We start from the raw sequence: 17,293 nt of genomic DNA, 5'->3' as shown, positions 1-17,293 counted from the left end.
GCCGTCAGCCGGAGGCCGCGCTGACCAGGGCGTCGGGCGCCGAGGCGTAGTGGAACGACACCAGCACACCCGCGTCGGTCACCTGCACGTCGTCGGGGCGGTAGGGCGGCAGCTGTGCGGCCAGCCACTCCCGGAGCGCGTCCGTGGCCGCCGCGTCGGCGGGCACGGGCGCGCCCGCCACGGCGTCGAGGAGCACCCGCCGGGCCGGGGCGTCGCCGTCCTCCTCGCCGGGCAGCGCGGGGAAGCCGGCGACGCCGACGCCGTCGCGCGCGGCGACGGCGGCGAGCATGCTCAGCAGCCGCGCGTCGACGTCGGCGGACCCGAGGACAGCGGTGACCGCCGGGTCGTCGCCGGTGGCCGGGTTGACGAGCAGCGCGTCGGCCAGCGCCCGGCGGCGATCCAGCTCCCCGGGGGTCGGCTCGGCGGGCGCGGGGTCGACGACGAGCACCCGGCTGCCGTCGCCGGGCCGGTCGAAGGCGGCCACCACCCGCGCGTCCTCGGGCGCCGGCCCGACGACGGCGAGCAGGCTCCCCGAGGAGACGCTCCGCTCGGCCGGGCGCAGCCGGTCGGCCGGCACCCCCTCCGCGGCCAGCTCCTCGCGCACGCCGGCCGAGGCGGCCAGGTCGGTCGACGGCGGCAGCGCGGCGGCCAGCCACTCGGCGGGCGAGGCCGCGCCGGGGGAGGCGGCCGACGGCTCAGCGGAGGGCGTCGTCCCCGACGGCGGGGCCGGGGAGGGGCCGCCGGTGCTGCCGTCGGCGTCGCCGGTCAGCCGGGGGACGAAGGCCGCGCCGACGACCAGCACCGCGAGCGCGAGGGCCAGCAGCGCGCCGCGGACCGGCGGTCGCGGCCAGGCGGGGCGCCGCCGGTGCCGGGCACGGGAGGGCGGCCGCGGCCCGCCGGGTCCGGGCGCCGGGAGGACGCCGTCCGGAGCGGCGTGCCGGGGTCCGGCGCCCTCCGGTCCGGCGGCGTCAGGCACGGGTCCTGCCTACCCTGCCGGGCCGCCGTCCGCGCGCCGGTCGCGCTGCGTCGCCGCCGGAGTGCGGGCGGGGCTCAACGCCGCCCGGGGACGGCCGGCTGGTTGCCGGTGTCCCGCGGGCCGACGGCCGGCTGGACCTGCGTCTGCGGGCCCTCGCCGGCGGCCCGGTCCTCGTCGGCCTGCGCGCCCTCGGGCCGGGCGGCGTCGACGCGGGTCGAGCCGCCGGAGTGCCGTCCCTCGTCCTGCGCGCTGGTGTGCACCGGGCGGATCTGCTGCGTCTGCTCCGGCGAGGCGCCGGGCTGCTGCGTGGCCGGCTGGGTCACCGGCTGCGGCGCGGTTCCCGCGCGGCCGGGCGTGGGCCGCTGCGGCGCCTGCTGTCCGCCGGTCTGCGGACCACCGGCGGGCTGCACCGCCGGCTGGACGGCGGTCTGCGGGCCGACCGCCGGCTGCATCCCGGTCTGCGGGCCGACGGCGGGCTGCATGGCCGTGGGCGGGCCCTGCGGCTCGCGCCGGGGGAGGCGCGCCTCCTGGGTCGCGCCCGGCCGCGGCTGCTGTGCCGGGGACTGGGGCGCCTGGCCCTGGGGGGCCGGGCCCTGCTGGGGCTGCTGCGGACCCGCCGGGCGCGGCTGGGGGCGGTCGCCGAGCTCAGGCAGGGTGGACAGCACCCGCCGGGCCTCCACGAGGCGGCCGGTCAGCTCGTCGCGGATGCGGCGGATGGCGGCGGCGGAGGCCTCGGCCTCCCCGACGATCCGGGCGGCGTGCGCCTCGGCGGCGGCCACCCGGTCCTGCGCGGCCTGCACCGACGCGCGCTCGCGCTCCTCGGCGGCGCGGGCGGCCTCGTCGCGGCGGGCGCGCTGCGCGATGTCGAAGTCCTGCTCCACCTTGGTGCGGCGGGCCTGGGACTCGGCGTCGAGGCGGGCGACCTTCTCCTGGGCCTTGGCGACCAGCTCGTCGGCGCGGATCTGCGCCTTGCTGGCGATCTGCTCGGCGTTCTGGCGGGCCTCGGCGAGCATCCGCTCGACCTCGGCCCGGCCGGCGGCGTGCCGCTCGAGCATCGCGCGCTCCTCGGCGGCGGTCTGCTCGCGCAGCGCGCGGGCCTCCTGCTCGGCGGCCCCGCGGATGTCGGCGGCCTCCTCCTCGGCCAGCCGGAGCATGTGCGAGATGCGCTCGCTCATGTTCTCGAACGTGGCCGGGCCCTGGTTGGCGGCCTTGCGGCGCAGCTGGTCGATCTCCGCGTGCATCGCCGAGAGCTGGGCGGCGAGGTCGCTGACGCGGCCGGCCGCGGCGTCCCGGTCTGCGAGCGCCACCCGGATGTCGGCCTCGAGACGCTCGATCGTCTCGGCCACCTGGTGGCGGTCGTAGCCCCGCAGCACCACGTCGAACGAGTGCTGTGCCTCGCGCATGGGCAGCAGGTCGCGGCGGGGATCGGTCATGCGGGTCATCCTCGCAGAGTCGGGGGGTGTCGTCAGCGTGTCGGCCGGGGCCCGTGCGTCGGGCCCGGGAGCCCCCGGACCGCGCCCCGTCGGTCAACGAAGCGGTCCCCCCCGGGGTGCCCGGGCGCCCGCGAGGGGCGCCCGGGCCGGCAGCATGCCACGGTCGCCGGGCCCGGGCGACCGGGCCCGGCGACCGGGTCAGACGACCGGGTCAGACGACCGGGTCAGACGACCGGGTCAGACGACCGGGTCAGACGACCGGGTCAGACGCCGCGGAAGCGGTTGATCGCGGCGAGGTGCTTCTCGCGCTTCTCGGCGTCCTTGACGCCGAGGCCCTCCTCGGGGGCGAGGGTCAGCACGCCGACCTTGCCCTGGTGGAGGTTGTGGTGGACGTCGTAGGCGGCCTGGCCGACCTCGTCCATGGCGTAGGTCTTCGACAGGGTCGGGTGGATCAGCCCCTTGTCGATGAGCCGGTTGGCCTCCCACGCCTCCTTGTAGTTGGCGAAGTGCGACCCGACGATGCGCTTGAGGTTCATCCAGAGGTAGCGGTTGTCGTAGGAGTGCATGTAGCCGCTGGTGGAGGCGCAGGTGACGATGGTGCCGCCCTTCTTGGCGACGTAGACGCTCGCGCCGAAGGTCTCCCGGCCGGGGTGCTCGAAGACGATGTCGACGTCGTCGCCGCCGGTGAGCTCGCGGATCCGCTTGCCGAACCGCTGCCACTCCTTCGGGTCCTGGGTGTCCTCGTCCTTCCAGAACCGGTAGCCCTCCGCGGAGCGGTCGATGACCAGCTCGGCGCCCATCTTCCGGACGATGTCGGCCTTCTCGGGGGAGGAGACCACGCAGACCGGGATCGCCCCGCCGTTGAGCGCCATCTGGGTGGCGTAGGAGCCCAGGCCGCCCGAGGCGCCCCAGATGAGGACGACGTCGCCCTGCTTCATCGCCGCGCCGTTGCGGGAGACGAGCTGCCGGTAGGCGGTGGAGTTGACCAGCCCGGGGGCGGCCGCCTCCTCCCAGGAGAGGTGGGCGGGCTTGGGCATGAGCTGGTTGCTCTTGACCAGCGCCAGCTCGGCCAGGCCGCCGAAGTTGGTCTCGAAGCCCCAGATCCGCTGCTGCGGGTCCATCATCGTGTCGTCGTGGCCGGCCGGGTCCTCCAGCTCCACCGACAGGCAGTGGGCCACGACCTCGTCGCCGGGCTTCCACTTGTTCACGCCCGCACCGACCGCCAGCACGACGCCGGCCAGGTCCGAGCCCACCACGTGGTAGGGCAGGTCGTGGCGCTTGGTGAGGTCGTTCTGGCGGCCGTAGCGCTCGAGGAAGCCGAAGGTGGAGACCGGCTCGAAGATCGACGTCCAGACGGTGTTGTAGTTCACCGACGACGCCATGACGGCGACGATCGCCTCGCCCGGGCCGAGCTCGGGGGTGGCGACCTCCTCCACGTGCAGCGACTTGCGCGGGTCCTTCTCCTTGGTGGGCAGGCCCGCGAACATCTCCTGCTCGTCCTTGCGGACCAGCACGGCCTTGTAGGACTCCGGCACCGGCAGGCCGCCGATGTCACTGAGCTGGTCGGCGAGGATGGCGTCCCGAATGGCGTCCACGTGTGTCTCCCGGGTCTTCATTGGCTCGGAGGGCGGTGCGGTGCGGCGGAGGTTACCGATGGGTAACCAGGCGTCGCGAGGCCGGGCGGCGAGACCGTGGCGGATGTCTCACCCCGGCCGGCGACGGGTCAGCGGGCGGTGCGGGCGGGCTCGACGAGCTCGACGAGCACGCCGCCGGCGTCCTTGGGGTGCACGAAGTTGACCCGGCTGTCCGACGTCCCCCGCTTCGGGGTGTCGTACAGCAGCCGCAGGCCGCGCTCGCGCAGCGTGGCGCTCACGGCCTCGACGTCGTCGACCCGGAAGGCGAGCTGCTGCAGGCCCGGGCCCGACCGCCCGATGAACTTGGCGATCGTCGACTCCGGGGTCAGCGGGGCCAGCAGCTGGATGCGGGTCTCGCCGGTGCCGACGGCGAGCATGGCCTCGCGGACGCCCTGCTCCTCGTTGGTCTCCTCGTGCACCGAGCGCACGCCCAGGGTGTCCGCGTAGAACGCGATCGCCTCGTCCAGGTCGGGGACGGCGATCCCGACGTGGTCGATGGTCGTGAACAGCTCGGCGGGCAGACCCGCGGGGGCGTCGGCGGTCATCGGGCCATCTTGGCGCAAGACGTCTGAGACGACTCTCGGGTGTGGTGGGCATCACGTGACGGTCTCCGGCCCCGACGGGTCCGTCGACCCGGTTGGAGAACCGATCTATCCTGTCCGACAGCCCGTTCGCCGCGACTCGCTGTCCTGCGGGTGCGGCCCGATCCGCTGTCGCCAGCGTCGGCGACGCGCCCTTGGAGGCAGCATGTCCCGCTCGGTCATCGTCGGCGGCGCCCGGACCCCGATGGGCCGGCTCCTCGGCTCGCTCAAGGACTTCTCCGCCGCCGACCTCGGCGGCGTCGCCATCAAGGCCGCCCTGGAGCGCGCGGGCATCAGCGGCGACCAGGTCGACTACGTGATCATGGGCCAGGTCATCCAGGCCGGCGCCGGCCAGAACCCGGCTCGCCCGGCCGCGGTGGCCGGCGGCATCCCGATGTCGGTGCCGTCGTTCACGCTCAACAAGGTCTGCCTGTCCGGCCTCGACGCCATCGCGCTGGCCGACCAGCTCATCCGCGCCGGCGAGTTCGACGTCGTCGTCGCCGGCGGCATGGAGTCGATGACCCAGGCGCCGCACCTGCTGCCCAGCTCCCGCACCGGCACCAAGTACGGCGACGCCACGCTGGTCGACTCGATGGCCCACGACGGGCTGTCGGACACCTTCGACCAGATCGCCATGGGCGCCCTGACCGAGCGGGCCAACGAGAGGTACCAGCTCACCCGCGAGGAGCAGGACGCCTTCGCCGCGGAGAGCCACCAGAAGGCCGCCCGCGCGCAGAAGAACGGGGTCTTCGACGAGGAGATCACCCCCGTCCTCATCCCGCAGCGCAAGGGCGACCCGATCGAGTTCCGCGAGGACGAGGGCATCCGCGCCGACACCACGGTCGAGACCCTCGCCAAGCTCAAGCCGGCCTTCGCCAAGGACGGCACCATCACCGCCGGCACCGCCTCGCAGATCTCCGACGGCGCCTGCGCGGTCGTCGTCATGTCCGCGGAGAAGGCCGCCGAGCTCGGTTGCACCGTGATCGCCGAGATCGGCGCGCACGGCGTCGTCGCCGGGCCGGACGCCACGCTGCAGAGCCAGCCGTCGCGGGCGATCCAGAAGGCCTGCGCCCGCGAGGGCATCGACCCGAAGGACCTCGACCTCGTCGAGCTCAACGAGGCGTTCGCCGCGGTGGGCATCGTGTCCACCCGCGAGCTCGGCATCGACCCGGAGAAGGTCAACCCCAACGGCGGCGCGATCGCCCTCGGCCACCCGGTGGGCATGAGCGGTGCCCGGATCGTGCTCGACCTCGCCCTGGAGCTGCGCCGCCGCGGCGGCGGCGTCGGTGCCGCCGCGCTGTGCGGCGGCGGCGGCCAGGGCGACGCGCTGATCCTGCACGTGCCCGCGAAGGCGTGACCCCCGACGGCCCTCCGGATGGCACGGCCGTCGCGACGCCCGGCCCCGTCGCCCCCCGCGGGCAACGGCTCTCCCGCCGCGCCCGGCGCGCTGTCGACGTCCCCGACCTCGTCGCCCGCGCCCGCGACGGCGAGGCCCGCGCGGTCGCCCGGCTGATCTCGCTGGTCGAGGACGCGAGCCCGGTGCTCCGCGAGGTCGCCGCCGCGCTCGCCCCGCACACCGGGCACGCGCAGGTCATCGGCCTGACCGGCTCGCCGGGGGTGGGCAAGTCCACGACGACGACGGCGCTGGTCCGCGCGCTGCGGGCCGCCGGCCGGCGGGTGGGCGTGCTCGCCGTCGACCCGTCCTCGCCGTTCTCCGGCGGCGCGCTGCTCGGCGACCGGGTGCGGATGCAGGACCACGCCGGCGACGGCGGCGTCTACATCCGGTCGATGGCCTCCCGCGGCCACCTCGGGGGGCTGGCGTGGGCGACCCCGCAGGCGCTGCGGGTGCTCGACGCGGCCGGCTGCGACGTCGTGCTGGTCGAGACCGTCGGTGTCGGGCAGTCGGAGCTGGAGATCGCCTCGCTCGCCGACACCACGCTCGTGCTGGTCGCGCCGGGCATGGGCGACGGCATCCAGGCGGCCAAGGCGGGGATCCTCGAGGTCGCCGACGTCTTCGTCGTCAACAAGGCCGACCGCGACGGCGCGGACTCCACCGTGCGGGACCTGCGCTACATGCAGTCCCTCGGCGGGCGGCACACCGGCCCGGGCGCGTGGAAGCCGCCGATCGTGCGGGCCGTGGCGTCCCGGGACGAGGGGATCGACCGGGTGCTCGCCGAGGTCGAGGAGCACCGCCGCTGGCTGGGGTCCTCCGGCGAGGGCGCCCGCCGCCGCGCCGAGCGGGCCGCCCGGGAGATCGAGGCGATCGCGCTGGCCGGGCTGCGCGAGCGGATGGGCGAGGTGCGCGGGTCGGCGGCGCTGGGCGCCCTCGCCGGCGAGGTGGTGGCGGGGGAGACCGACCCCTACCGCGCCGCCGACCGGCTCCTCGCGCAGCTCTGAGCCCCGGCGGGGAGACTGGTTCGGTGAACGGGAAGCCGGACGCCGTCGTCGTCGGATCGGGGCCCAACGGCCTCGCCGCAGCCCTCCGGCTGGCCGCCGCCGGCCTGCGCGTGCAGGTGGTCGAGGCCGCCGACCGCCCCGGCGGCGGGATGCGCACCGAGGAGCTGACCCGGCCGGGCTACCGGCACGACGTCTGCTCGATCGTGCACCCCATGGCCGCGGCCGCGCCGTTCTTCCGCGAGTTCGACCTGCCCAGTCGCGGCGTGCGGCTGGTGCACCCCGAGGTGGCCTACGCCCACCCGCTCGACGGCGGCCGGGCGGCGGTGGCGCGGTACTCGCTGGAGGAGACCGCCGACGGGCTCGGACCCGACGCCGACGCCTACCGGCGGCTGTTCGGCCCGCTGGTCGACTCGGCGCAGGACGTCATCGACTTCTTCCTCATGAGCCGGCTGCGGCGGCTGCCCACCCGCAGCGTCGGCGCGGTCACCCACTTCGCGCTCAACGCGCTGCCCAACGTGCGCTGGCTGGCGCGGCGCTGGTTCGACACCGAGGAGGCGCAGGCGCTGATCGCCGGCGCCGCCGCGCACGGGATGCTCGACCTCGGCCGCCCGCTGACCGCGGGGCTCGGGATGGTGCTCGGGATGCTCGCCCACCACCGCGGCTGGCCGCTGGTCGAGGGCGGGTCGCAGCGGCTGGCCGACGCGATGGTCACCGCGCTCGAGCAGCAGGGCGGCGAGGTGGTCACCGGGCACCGGGTCACCGACCTGCGCGAGTTCGAGGGCGTGCCGGCGGTGCTGCTGGACACCACGCCGCGGGCGTTCGTCGACATGGCCGGCGACCGCGTGAACGAGGGGTACCGGCGCTGGGTGTCGCGGTACACGCACGGGCCGGGCGTGTTCAAGGTCGACTGGGTGCTCTCGGAGCCGGTGCCGTGGACCAACGCCGACGTCCGGCGGGCGGGCACCATCCACGTCGCCGGCACCCTCGAGGAGACGATGGCGGGGGAGTCGGCGCCGGCGCACGGGCGGACCACCGACCGGCCCTACGTGCTCGCCGTCCAGCCGACCGTCGTCGACCCGACCCGCGCGCCCGAGGGCGGTCACGTGTTCTGGGCGTACGTGCACGTGCCGCACGGCTCGCCGGTAGACATGACCGACGCCATCGAGGCGCAGATCGAGCGCTTCGCGCCCGGCTTCCGCGACACCGTGCTCGAGCGGGTGGTGAAGAACGCGCCGGCGATGCAGGCGTGGAACCCGAACCACATTGGCGGCGACATCTCCAACGGCGAGGCGTCGCTGCGGCAGATGCTCTTCCGCCCGGTGCCGCGGTGGAACACCTACAAGACGCCGGTCGACGGGGTGTTCCTCGCGTCCGCGGCCACCCCGCCCGGGCCCGCGGTGCACGGCGCGTGCGGCGACAACGCGGCCCGCGTCGCGCTGCGCGAGGTGTTCGGCGTCCGCGAGGTCCCGCGCCTGCGCCCCGCCGCCTGAGGCCCGGGCGGTCGGCCGGCAGCCGCGTCGAGATCCGGCTGGGCCGCCTACGCCTGTTGTCGACCTGCGGCTGTCTCAGCGCCGCCGAGGCGGCCGCAGGTCGACAACAGGCGGGGTCATCGTGAGTGCGGCGGCGACGCGGGCGATGACGAGGTCGGGCTCGCGCAGGTCCTCGGCGGTCACGAACACCACCCGCCAACCGGCCGCGGTGAGCCGGTTGAGCCGGGCGCGGTCGGGCGCCACCTGCTGCGGCTGGCCGTGCCACCGGCCCTCGTACTCGACGGCGACCCGCTGCTCGGGCCAGGCGAAGTCCACCCGCGCCACGAAGCGGCCCTCACCGTCGACGACGGCGTGCTGCGCGATCGGCCGGGGGAGGCGCGCGCGGTGCAGCAGCAGCCGGAGCCGGGTCTCCTGCGGCGATCCGGCCAGTCCGTCGGCCAGCTCGGCGACCTGCCGCGCGCGTCGGCAGCCGGGTCCGGTCGCGGCCGCCGCGGACGCCCGGACGGCGGCTAGGTCGGTCGCCTTCGCCACGACGAGCGCGTCGACGAGCGCCACCGAGTCCGCGAGCGTTCCAGGTCCGCGTCCGAGGTCGACCGCGGTGGTCCCCGCGGTGGTCACCGGGATGCCGCGGCGGGTGGTCACCTGGTTCGCCGTCAGTGCCCACCGGCGGACACGCACGCCTGGGGCGGTCGACGCCGAGGAGCCGGGCGGCACGGTGAGCTCGACGTCATCGCCCGGGCCGGCGGCGTCCACGCCCCACAGGACGGCGGCGCTCCGGCCGGAGACCACCGCACCCGGCATGAGCAGCAGTGCCGCCGCGCCGGCGCGCACCTCGTGGGTGACGGCCACCGTCGCGCATGCGTAGACGTCACGGAACAGGCGCTGCCAGGCGGCGCTGCGCAGCTGACCCCGGGTGAGGCGGCCGGCGGCGACCTGCGACGACCCGCGGAAGACGCGACCGCGCAGCCGTGCCGGGCGGGAGGGGCGGATGGGCACCGCCGGAGGATGGCCGAGCGGGCCGGTGTCGCGTCGCCGTCGTCCACAGGCGGGACGCCCGTTGTCGACCTGGTGTCCCCTCACGGCCGCCGAGACCGCAGCAGGTCGACATGGCGCGAGCGGGTGACCGGTCGGCGTCGCGGAGGGGACGGCGGGGCGCGGCAGGTAGCGTCGGGCGCATGGTCCGGGCGCTGGGGCTGCCGTTCGACCCGATCGAGCGCGCGGGGGAGACCTGGGAGCAGCACTTCGGGCCGGCCTCGGCGATGCGCGCGGCGACCTCGGTGTTCCGGGTCCAGCAGATACTGCTCGCCCGCTTCGACGAGGTGCTGCGCCCGCACGGGCTGACCTTCGCCCGCTACGAGGTGCTCGTGCTGCTCACCTTCAGCCGCACCGGGCAGCTGCCGCTCAAGGTCATCGGCAGCCGGCTGATGGTGCACCCCACGAGCGTCACCAACGCCATCGACCGGCTGGCCGCGGCCGGCTACGTCGACCGCCGGCCCAACCCCGCCGACGGCCGCGGCGTGCTCGCCGGCATCACCGAGCGCGGCCGCGCGGTCGTGGAGGCCGCCACCGAGGAGCTGACCGCGCTCGGCTTCGGCCTCGACGACCTCCCCGAGGCCGAGCAGGAGACGCTGTTCGAGCTGCTGCGCCGGGTGCGCCTGGGCGCGGGCGACGTCGCCGGGCTCGACCCCGCCCCGTCCGCCGAGGGCTGACACGGCGCGTCCGGGCCGGTGGGATCATGGGGTCCATGCAGCCCACCCGTCCCGGACGCCCCGACCCGCGCGCGCAGGCCCAGCAGGCACAGCTGGCCGCCTCCCTCGCCGGTGCGGTCGACCTCGCCGCCGTCAAGGCGCGCTCCGAGGCCGCCGCCCGGGCCCAGGCCGCGCCGCCGCCCAGCGCCGCGGCCCCCGCGGGCGCGCCCGGCTCGGCGGTCGTCGACGTCACCGAGGCCACGTTCCAGACCGAGGTCCTCGACCGCTCCTTCCAGGTGCCGGTCGTCCTCGACCTGTGGGCCGAGTGGTGCGGCCCGTGCAAGCAGCTGTCCCCGGTGCTCGAGCGCCTCGCCGCCGAGGGTGGCGGCTCGTGGGTGCTGGCCAAGGTCGACGTCGACGCCAACCCGGCGCTGGCCCAGGGCCTGCGCGTGCAGGGCATCCCGGCGGTCAAGGCCGTCTGGCAGGGGCAGCTGGTCGCCGAGTTCACCGGCGCGATCCCCGAGGAGCAGGCCCGCCAGTTCGTCACCGAGCTGGTGCGCGCCACCACCGGCGGTGCCGTCCCGGGCGCGGCCGAGGGCGAGGACGACGGCCTGGAGGACCCCCGCCTCGACGCCGCCGAGGCCGCGCTCGAGCGCGGTGACCTGGAGGCCGCCGAGGCCGCCTACGCCGCGATCCTCGAGGCCGAGCCCGACCACCCGGTCGCCGGCCTCGCGCTCAGCCAGGTGCGGCTCATCCGCCGCGCCGAGGACGCCGGCCCCGACGCCGTCGCCCGCGCCGACGCCGCCCCCGACGACGTGCAGGCGCAGACCCGCGCCGCAGACTTCCTGCTCGGCACCGGCGACGTCGAGGGCGCCTTCACCCGCCTGGTCGACACGGTCCGGCGCACCGCCGGCGAGGACCGCGACGCCGCGCGCGTGCACCTGGTCGAGCTGTTCGACGTCGTGGGTGCCGACGACCCGCGCGTCGTCGCCGCGCGCCGCCAGCTGATGGCCGCCCTCTACTGAGCCGCCCCCTACCGAGGAGCTAGACGCCGACGTCGCAGCTGGCCGCGCCGTTCAGGAAGCCGGCGCGGAACAGGTCGACGAGCTGGAAGCCGGTCAGCTCGACGTCGGCGAGCACGTCCGGGTCGTTGCCGTACTCGAGCAGGAACTGCACGCTCTCGTCGATGTCGCCGGGCGAGATCCGCACCGACTCGAGCTGGTTGTTGTAGACCTGCGCGGAGTACCAGCCGGTCAGGCAGACCGCCGACTGCAGCGCCGCGGTGTCGTCGGTGGACAGGTCCAGCTGGTCGCGGGCGGCGAGTGAGTACGGGATCGCCACGCCGGTGACCAGCGCGAAGTCGCCGAGGTCGTAGGCCGCCGAGGCGAAGTCGGCGTCGTAGGCCACGAGGCCCGACCCGTCGCCGCCGTCGGGGCAGTAGACGAGCGCGACGTCCGCGGGGGCGCAGGACGGCGGGCCGTCGGTGCTCTGCAGCTCCGGGTCGGTGAACTGCGCGTCGAGGACCTCGCTGAACGCGCGGCCCCAGAACTCCGGCAGCGACGCCGCGATGAGGTCCTCGGTGTCGGGGAAGGGCGCGTTGCCGCCGCTGGCGAAGTCGGCGTCGCTGGTGAACTCGCCCTGGGTGAAGACCCGGTCGGGGCCGAAGCGGTCGCGGCAGGCCGTCGCGCCGTCGTCGAAGCCCTCTTGGAAGGCCGAGACCCGGTCGAAGTAGGAGCCGTGCGCCTGCTGCTCGCCGGAGCCGGTGCCCACCGGGTCGCGCAGCAGGAAGTAGCCGCGCAGCAGCTGGTCGAGGTCGGCGGTGTCGACCGAGGCGTACTCGCCGTTGCCGTCGGCCACCCACGCCGTCCACGCGCCGGCCAGGCAGTCGGCCTGGGTCTCGGTGGCGATCGACGTCCGCGGGTAGCCCACGCGCGCCTGCACGGCGTGGCCGAACTCGTGCGCCATCACCAGCTGCGGCAGCACCTCGCCGTACTGGGAGGCCAGCTCGCCGAGGAAGGCGCGGTCGTAGCTGATGGAGTCGGAGTTCGGCACGCCCTGCGAGGAGCAGTAGAAGGCGTTGTTCTCCAGGTCGCGCGGGTCGGTGCCGCAGCCGATGCCCTCGGGGTAGGCCGACGGGTCGATGTCGTTCGGGTCGACGCTGAAGTAGCCGCCGGTCAGCGGCGGGAACTGCTCGCCGTAGACCTCGGGGAACGTCTGCGCCCAGTAGGTCTCGAGGTCGGCCAGGGCATTGCGGGACAGGTCGTCGATCGGGTTGTCGGTGGAGCCGACGATCTGCAGCGTCCCGTCGTCGACCGACTGCGACGGCATGCCCTGCAGTGACGGCGTGCCGATGACGACGTAGGAGCACGCCGACGTCGCGAGGACGCCGAGCGTGGCCACGGCGGCGAGCAGGCCCCGGGAGCGCGCTGTCTGGCTCATCAGCGCGGTCCTACCCGCGCCGGCGCGCTCCGAACGCCGGCCCCGGCGCCGTCCGGACGCCGGCGCCGTCAGAGGCCGGCGCCGTCAGAGGCCGATGTCGCAGCCGGCCCCGCCCTCGAGGAAGCCGTCGCGGAAGGCGTCGACCATCTCGAAGCCCGACAGGTCGGTGTTCGGGAAGACGCCGTCCTCCTGGCCGTAGGTGAGCAGGAAGACGGCGGCCTCGTCGACGTCGCCGGGGGAGAGGCTGCCGATCTGCTCGAAGTCGCCGGTCCAGAACCGGGCGGTGTACCAGCCGGTCAGGCACACGGCCGAGGAGATGGCGGCGGCGTCGTCGACGGGCAGGTCCAGCTGGGAGCGGACGGCCTGCGCGTAGCCGACCGAGACGGCGGCGGCGACGGCGAAGTCGCCGATCTGCTCGTAGGCCCCGCCGAGCAGCTCACCGTCGACGTAGACGGTGTCGTCGGCCTCGCAGTAGCCGACGTCGCGGTCCTCGGCGCCCATGTCGCCGCAGTCGGGCGCCGTGCCCTCGAAGGTCTCGATCGCCGGCGCGGTGAACTCGGCGCCCAGGCCGGGGAACACCGACTCGTAGAACGCCGGCAGCGTCTGCTCGACCAGCCCGCCGATCTCGTCGATCGGGGCGTTGCCCTCGTTGTCGAGGTCGTCCTCGGTGGTGAACTCGGTGGCGGTGAACAGCCGGTCCTCGGTGAAGTCGTCGCGGCAGGTGCCCACGCCGCCCTCGAAGCCGGCGTAGAAGCCCGACAGCCGGTCGAAGCCCGAGCCGTGCGCCCGGTCGTCGTCGGGGGCGAGGCCCACCGGGTCGCGCAGGCCGATGAAGCCGAGGACGACGCTGTCGAGCTCCGACATGCGCAGCGCCGTGTGCTCGGCGTTGCCGTCGACCACCCAGCGGGTGAAGGCGCCGGCCAGGCAGTCGGCCTGGGTCTCGACGACGATCGTGGAGTCGGCGAACCCGAACCGGCCCTGCATCGCGTGGCCGATCTCGTGCGCCATCACCGCGGGGCCGAGATAGGGGCCGTTGGCCTCGCTGAGCTGCTGCAGCAGCGCCCGGTCGTAGGCGACGACGTCGCAGTTCGGGTCGTAGTGGGCGTTGTTCGCGACGCCCTCCGGGTCCTCCGGCGCCTCCTCGCAGCCGATCCCGGTGGCCGGGTACGCCGACGCGTCGATCGCGGTGGAGTCGACCGAGAAGTAGCCGCCGGTGATCGGCTGGTACTCCTCGCCGAAGAACTCCGGGTAGGCCTCGGACCAGAACGCGTCGAGGTCGGCGAGGGCGTTGCGCGCCAGGCGGTCGGCCTCGGTGTCGGCCGCACCGGTGATCGGGAAGTCGGCGGCGGCGACGTCGGCCGGCACCCCGGGGCCGGGCGCCGCGGCACCCACGACGGTGCCCGAGCACCCGGCGAGCAGCACGCTGCCCACCGCGAGCACGGCGAGTCCGGGGCGTCGGGCATGCCTCATGGCGCGGTGTTCCTCCTCTGCCGGTGCCGGCAGCGGAGCCGGCGTGACCCTCCGCCGCCGCCGGGGCGGCGCGGAGCCGGGCCATGATGCACGGGCCGGGAGGAGCGCGGAACGGGTCTGCGCGCGGCCCCGCCGCGCGGGGAGCGCGGCGGGGCCGGGGCGGGGACGGGACGGGGACCGCCGGGGGCTCAGCCCTCGTGCAGCAGCCAGAGGGTGCCGAGCGGCGGAGCGGACACGGTGGCCGAGAACGGCTGCCCGTGCCAGGACTCCTCGACGGCGTCGACGCCGCCGTAGTTGCCGACGCCGGACCCGCCGTAGCCCTCGGCGTCGGTGTTGAGCACCTCGCGCCAGCGGCCGCCGCGCGGCAGGCCGATGCGGTAGCCGTGGTGCGGCGAGCCGGAGAAGTTGGCGACGATCGCCAGCGCCTGCCCCGGCGTCTGCCCGCCCTCGGGCGTCGTGCCGCCGTCGCCGGACTCGGCGGCCTCCGTGGGCGTGGGGACGTCGGCGACCTTCGGCCGGCCGTAGCGCAGGAAGGTGACGACGTTGCCCGACGCGTCGTTGGCGTCGATCCACTGGAAGCCGGCCGGGTCGACGTCGAGCGACCACAGCGCCTCGAACTCGCGGTAGCGGGCGTTGAGGTCGGTGACCAGCGACAGCACGCCGCGGTGCGCGGGGTCCTCGAGGTGCCACCAGTCCAGCGAGCGGCTCTCGGCCCACTCGCCGTCCTGGGCGAACTCCGACCCCATGAACAGCAGCTGCTTGCCCGGGTGGGCCCACATGTAGGCGAGGTAGCCGCGCACGCCGGCCAGCTGCTGCCAGCGGTCGCCGGGCATCTTCCGCAGCAGCGAGCCCTTGCCGTACACGACCTCGTCGTGGCTGATCGGCAGCACGTAGTTCTCGGAGTAGGCGTACATCATCGAGAACGTCAGCTGGTTGTGGTGGTAGCTGCGGTGCACCGGCTGGCGGGCCACGTAGGCCAGCGAGTCGTGCATCCAGCCCATGTTCCACTTGAAGCCGAAGCCCAGGCCGCCGAGGTGGGTGGGCCGGGTGACGCCCGGCCAGGCGGTCGACTCCTCGGCGATGGTGACCACGCCGGGGACCTCGCGGTAGATGGTGGCGTTGACCTCCTGCAGGAAGGACACCGCCTCCAGGTTCTCCCGCCCGCCGTGCACGTTGGGCACCCACTCGCCGTCCTCGCGCGAGTAGTCGAGGTAGAGCATCGAGGCGACGGCGTCGACGCGCAGGCCGTCGATGTGGAACTCCTGCGCCCAGAACAGCGCGTTCGCCACGAGGAAGTTGCGCACCTCGGTGCGGCCGAAGTTGAACACGAACGTGCCCCAGTCCGGCTGCTCGCCGCGGCGGGGGTCGGCGTGCTCGTAGAGCGCGGTGCCGTCGAAGCGGCCCAGCGCCCAGGCGTCCTTCGGGAAGTGCGCGGGCACCCAGTCGACGATGATGCCGAGCCCGGCCTGGTGCGCCCGGTCGACGAGGTACCGGAAGTCGTCGGGGCTGCCGAACCGCGACGTCGGCGCGTAGTAGCTGGTGACCTGGTAGCCCCACGAGCCGCCGAACGGGTGCTCGGCGACGGGGAGGAACTCCAGGTGGGTGAACCCGGCGGAGACGGCGTAGTCGACGAGCTCCTCGGCCAGCTCCCGGTAGGACAGGCCCTGCCGCCAGGAGCCCAGGTGCACCTCGTAGATGCTCATCGGCCGCTCGTGCCAGCCGCCGCGCTCGCGCGCGGCCAGCCACTCGTCGTCGTGCCACTCGTGGGTGGACTCGGTGACGACGGAGGCGTTGAGCGGCGGCACCTCGGTGGCGAAGGCCAGCGGGTCGGCCTTCTCGCGCCACACGCCGTCGGCGCCGAGCACGTGGAAGCGGTAGCGGCTGCCGGCCTGCACGCCCGGGACGTAGATCTCCCAGACGCCGATCGAGCCGAGCTGGCGCATCGGGTAGGCGCGGGCCTCCCAGTAGTCGAAGTCGCCGGTGACCTTCACGCCCTGGGCGTTGGGCGCCCACACGGCGAAGGAGACGCCCTCGACCTGCCCGCGCGGGGTGTCGTAGCGGCGGACGTGCGCGCCGAGCACCTCCCACAGCCGCTCGTGCCGGCCCTCGCCGACCAGGTACTGGTCGAGCTCGCCGAGGGTGGGCAGCCAGCGGTAGGGGTCGTCGACGAGGAAGGTGTCCTCCCCGTAGGTGACGTCGAGCCGGTAGTCGCCGGGCTGCCCGGGCAGGGTCGCCTCGAAGATGCCGCCGGGGTGGATCCGGCGGGCGTCGTAGCGGGCGTCGTCCTGGTCGACGACGACCACGGCCGCCGCGTCGGGGCGCAGCGCGCGCACCACCCAGCCGTCGCCGGCCGGGTGCGCGCCGAGGACCCGGTGCGGGTCGCGCGACCAGCCGTCGACGATGGCGCGCAGGTCCTCCTCGGTCACCTCGTCGACGGGGTCGTGGTCGCCCTCGCCGCCGGCGCCGGAGGCGAGCCCGCCCCCGTCGACGCCGGCCTGCTCGGCCGGGGCCTCCGCGGGCGAGCCGGCCGGGACCTCGGCGGGCGCCTGCGACGGCGACCCGGACGGCGACTCCGACGGCGTCCCGGACGGGGCCTGCGGGGTCACCGGCGTCGCCGGGCTCGGGTCGGGGGCCTCCGGCTGGTCCGCGGGCGCGCCCGACGGCGAGCCGGGCTCGGCGATCGGCGCCGGCGCCACGACCGGGGCGGCGGTGGTGCCGCCCTGCTCGGCGACCACCTCGGCGGCCGGCTCGGCGGCGGTGTCGGCGACCGTCCGCTCGGCCGGCGCGCGCTTGCGGGTGGCCTTGGCCGGGGCGCCGTCGCCGACGGCCGCGGCGGCCTTCCTCGTCGTCCGCTTGGCCGCCTTCCTGGCGGCGGCGGGCTCGGCCGCGCCGTCCCCGTCGGCGAGCGCGGCGGTGGTGGTCCCGGCCGCGGCCTTCTTCGCCGGGGCCTTCTTCGCCGGGGCCTTCTTCGCGGCGGCCCGCTTGGCCGGGGCCTTCTTGGCCGGCGTCGGGTTCACGACCGGCTCGCTCTCGGCCGCCTCGGCGGCAGCCGCCTTCTGCTCGACCACCCGCTGCAGCTCGTCCTTGGTGGCCGGCGCCTCGGGGGTCTCGGGGCCGGGGGAGTCGCTCGTCGTCATCGTCGGGGTGCCGTCCTCTGCTGCCGTCGTCTCGTCTGCGTGCGGTGC

General features: G+C 75.4%; 13 protein-coding genes. 5 read left to right on the top strand and 8 right to left on the bottom strand.

The genetic code is table 11. From position 1 onward, the window contains the following. Nucleotides 1–4: 4 nt before the first annotated feature. The 4 genes from ACI79X_RS02370 to mce form a co-directional block, all read right to left on the bottom strand. Nucleotides 5–976, bottom strand: coding sequence for a hypothetical protein (locus tag ACI79X_RS02370; RefSeq protein WP_457023805.1), 972 nt, complete (start codon nt 974–976; stop codon nt 5–7). Between the two features lie 74 nt (nt 977–1,050). After that, nucleotides 1,051–2,409 (bottom strand): hypothetical protein, encoded by a 1,359-nt coding sequence (locus tag ACI79X_RS02365; protein WP_457023804.1) that lies wholly within the window; start codon nt 2,407–2,409, stop codon nt 1,051–1,053. A 263-nt stretch (nt 2,410–2,672) separates the two neighbouring features. Next, nucleotides 2,673–4,004 carry a crotonyl-CoA carboxylase/reductase gene (ccrA, locus tag ACI79X_RS02360; protein ID WP_457023803.1) on the bottom strand — a complete coding sequence of 444 codons (1,332 nt, stop codon included), beginning with the start codon at nt 4,002–4,004 and terminating at the stop codon, nt 2,673–2,675. Nucleotides 4,005–4,132: 128 nt separating this feature from the next. Continuing rightward, nucleotides 4,133–4,588: a methylmalonyl-CoA epimerase gene (gene mce / locus ACI79X_RS02355; protein WP_457023802.1), complete on the bottom strand. Its 456-nt coding sequence runs from the start codon at nt 4,586–4,588 to the stop codon at nt 4,133–4,135. Between the two features lie 202 nt (nt 4,589–4,790). Here mce and ACI79X_RS02350 point away from each other — a divergent pair, with 202 nt between their 5' ends. Genes ACI79X_RS02350 through ACI79X_RS02340 form a run of 3 tightly spaced genes read left to right on the top strand, consistent with a single transcriptional unit; the run spans nt 4,791 to nt 8,511 of the window. Next, the gene (locus tag ACI79X_RS02350) at nt 4,791–5,981 is read left to right on the top strand and encodes an acetyl-CoA C-acetyltransferase (RefSeq protein ID WP_457023801.1); all 1,191 of its coding nucleotides are present in this window, start codon (nt 4,791–4,793) and stop codon (nt 5,979–5,981) included. Next, nucleotides 5,978–7,021, top strand: a complete 1,044-nt coding sequence (meaB, locus tag ACI79X_RS02345) for a methylmalonyl Co-A mutase-associated GTPase MeaB (protein WP_457023800.1) — start codon at nt 5,978–5,980, stop codon at nt 7,019–7,021. Before ACI79X_RS02350 ends, meaB begins: the two co-directional genes overlap by 4 nt. Before the next feature lie 23 nt (nt 7,022–7,044). Next, a complete protein-coding gene (locus ACI79X_RS02340) occupies nt 7,045–8,511 on the top strand; it encodes a phytoene desaturase family protein (protein WP_457023799.1) in 1,467 nt (488 codons plus the stop codon). 75 nt (nt 8,512–8,586) lie between these two features. Here ACI79X_RS02340 and ACI79X_RS02335 read toward each other — a convergent pair whose 3' ends face one another. Beyond that, nucleotides 8,587–9,507: a hypothetical protein gene (locus ACI79X_RS02335; RefSeq protein WP_457023798.1), complete on the bottom strand. Its 921-nt coding sequence runs from the start codon at nt 9,505–9,507 to the stop codon at nt 8,587–8,589. A 179-nt stretch (nt 9,508–9,686) separates the two neighbouring features. Here ACI79X_RS02335 and ACI79X_RS02330 point away from each other — a divergent pair, with 179 nt between their 5' ends. Together ACI79X_RS02330 and ACI79X_RS02325 are read left to right on the top strand one after the other, a co-directional pair. Next, the gene (locus ACI79X_RS02330) at nt 9,687–10,220 is read left to right on the top strand and encodes a MarR family winged helix-turn-helix transcriptional regulator (protein WP_457023797.1); all 534 of its coding nucleotides are present in this window, start codon (nt 9,687–9,689) and stop codon (nt 10,218–10,220) included. A gap of 35 nt (nt 10,221–10,255) precedes the next feature. Then, nucleotides 10,256–11,224, top strand: coding sequence for a tetratricopeptide repeat protein (locus ACI79X_RS02325; protein WP_457023796.1), 969 nt, complete (start codon nt 10,256–10,258; stop codon nt 11,222–11,224). 19 nt (nt 11,225–11,243) lie between these two features. Here the strand turns inward: ACI79X_RS02325 and ACI79X_RS02320 are convergent, their stop codons facing one another. The 3 genes from ACI79X_RS02320 to glgB all read right to left on the bottom strand — a co-directional run bounded on the left by ACI79X_RS02320 (nt 11,244) and on the right by glgB (nt 17,245). Continuing rightward, complete coding sequence (locus ACI79X_RS02320; protein WP_457023864.1) at nt 11,244–12,710, bottom strand: neutral zinc metallopeptidase; 1,467 nt, start codon at nt 12,708–12,710, stop codon at nt 11,244–11,246. A gap of 12 nt (nt 12,711–12,722) precedes the next feature. After that, on the bottom strand, nt 12,723–14,108 hold the full coding sequence (locus tag ACI79X_RS02315) for a neutral zinc metallopeptidase (protein WP_457023795.1): 1,386 nt from the start codon (nt 14,106–14,108) through the stop codon (nt 12,723–12,725). Nucleotides 14,109–14,296: 188 nt separating this feature from the next. Next, complete coding sequence (gene glgB / locus ACI79X_RS02310) at nt 14,297–17,245, bottom strand: 1,4-alpha-glucan branching protein GlgB (RefSeq protein WP_457023794.1); 2,949 nt, start codon at nt 17,243–17,245, stop codon at nt 14,297–14,299. Nucleotides 17,246–17,293: the final 48 nt, after the last annotated feature.

This window comes from Geodermatophilus sp. SYSU D01119 (assembly GCF_054049975.1).
Note: the sequence above shows the minus strand (reverse complement) of the source record. Positions and strands in the feature narration are given on the sequence as shown.

Coding starts and splice junctions, on each gene's coding strand:
- ACI79X_RS02315 (WP_457023795.1), bottom strand. CDS start 14,108: ATGAGGCATGCCCGACGCCCCGGACTCGCCGTGCTCGCGGTGGGCAGC.
- ACI79X_RS02325 (WP_457023796.1), top strand. CDS start 10,256: ATGCAGCCCACCCGTCCCGGACGCCCCGACCCGCGCGCGCAGGCCCAG.
- mce (WP_457023802.1), bottom strand. CDS start 4,588: ATGACCGCCGACGCCCCCGCGGGTCTGCCCGCCGAGCTGTTCACGACC.
- ACI79X_RS02350 (WP_457023801.1), top strand. CDS start 4,791: ATGTCCCGCTCGGTCATCGTCGGCGGCGCCCGGACCCCGATGGGCCGG.
- ACI79X_RS02365 (WP_457023804.1), bottom strand. CDS start 2,409: ATGACCGATCCCCGCCGCGACCTGCTGCCCATGCGCGAGGCACAGCAC.
- glgB (WP_457023794.1), bottom strand. CDS start 17,245: ATGACGACGAGCGACTCCCCCGGCCCCGAGACCCCCGAGGCGCCGGCC.
- ACI79X_RS02330 (WP_457023797.1), top strand. CDS start 9,687: ATGGTCCGGGCGCTGGGGCTGCCGTTCGACCCGATCGAGCGCGCGGGG.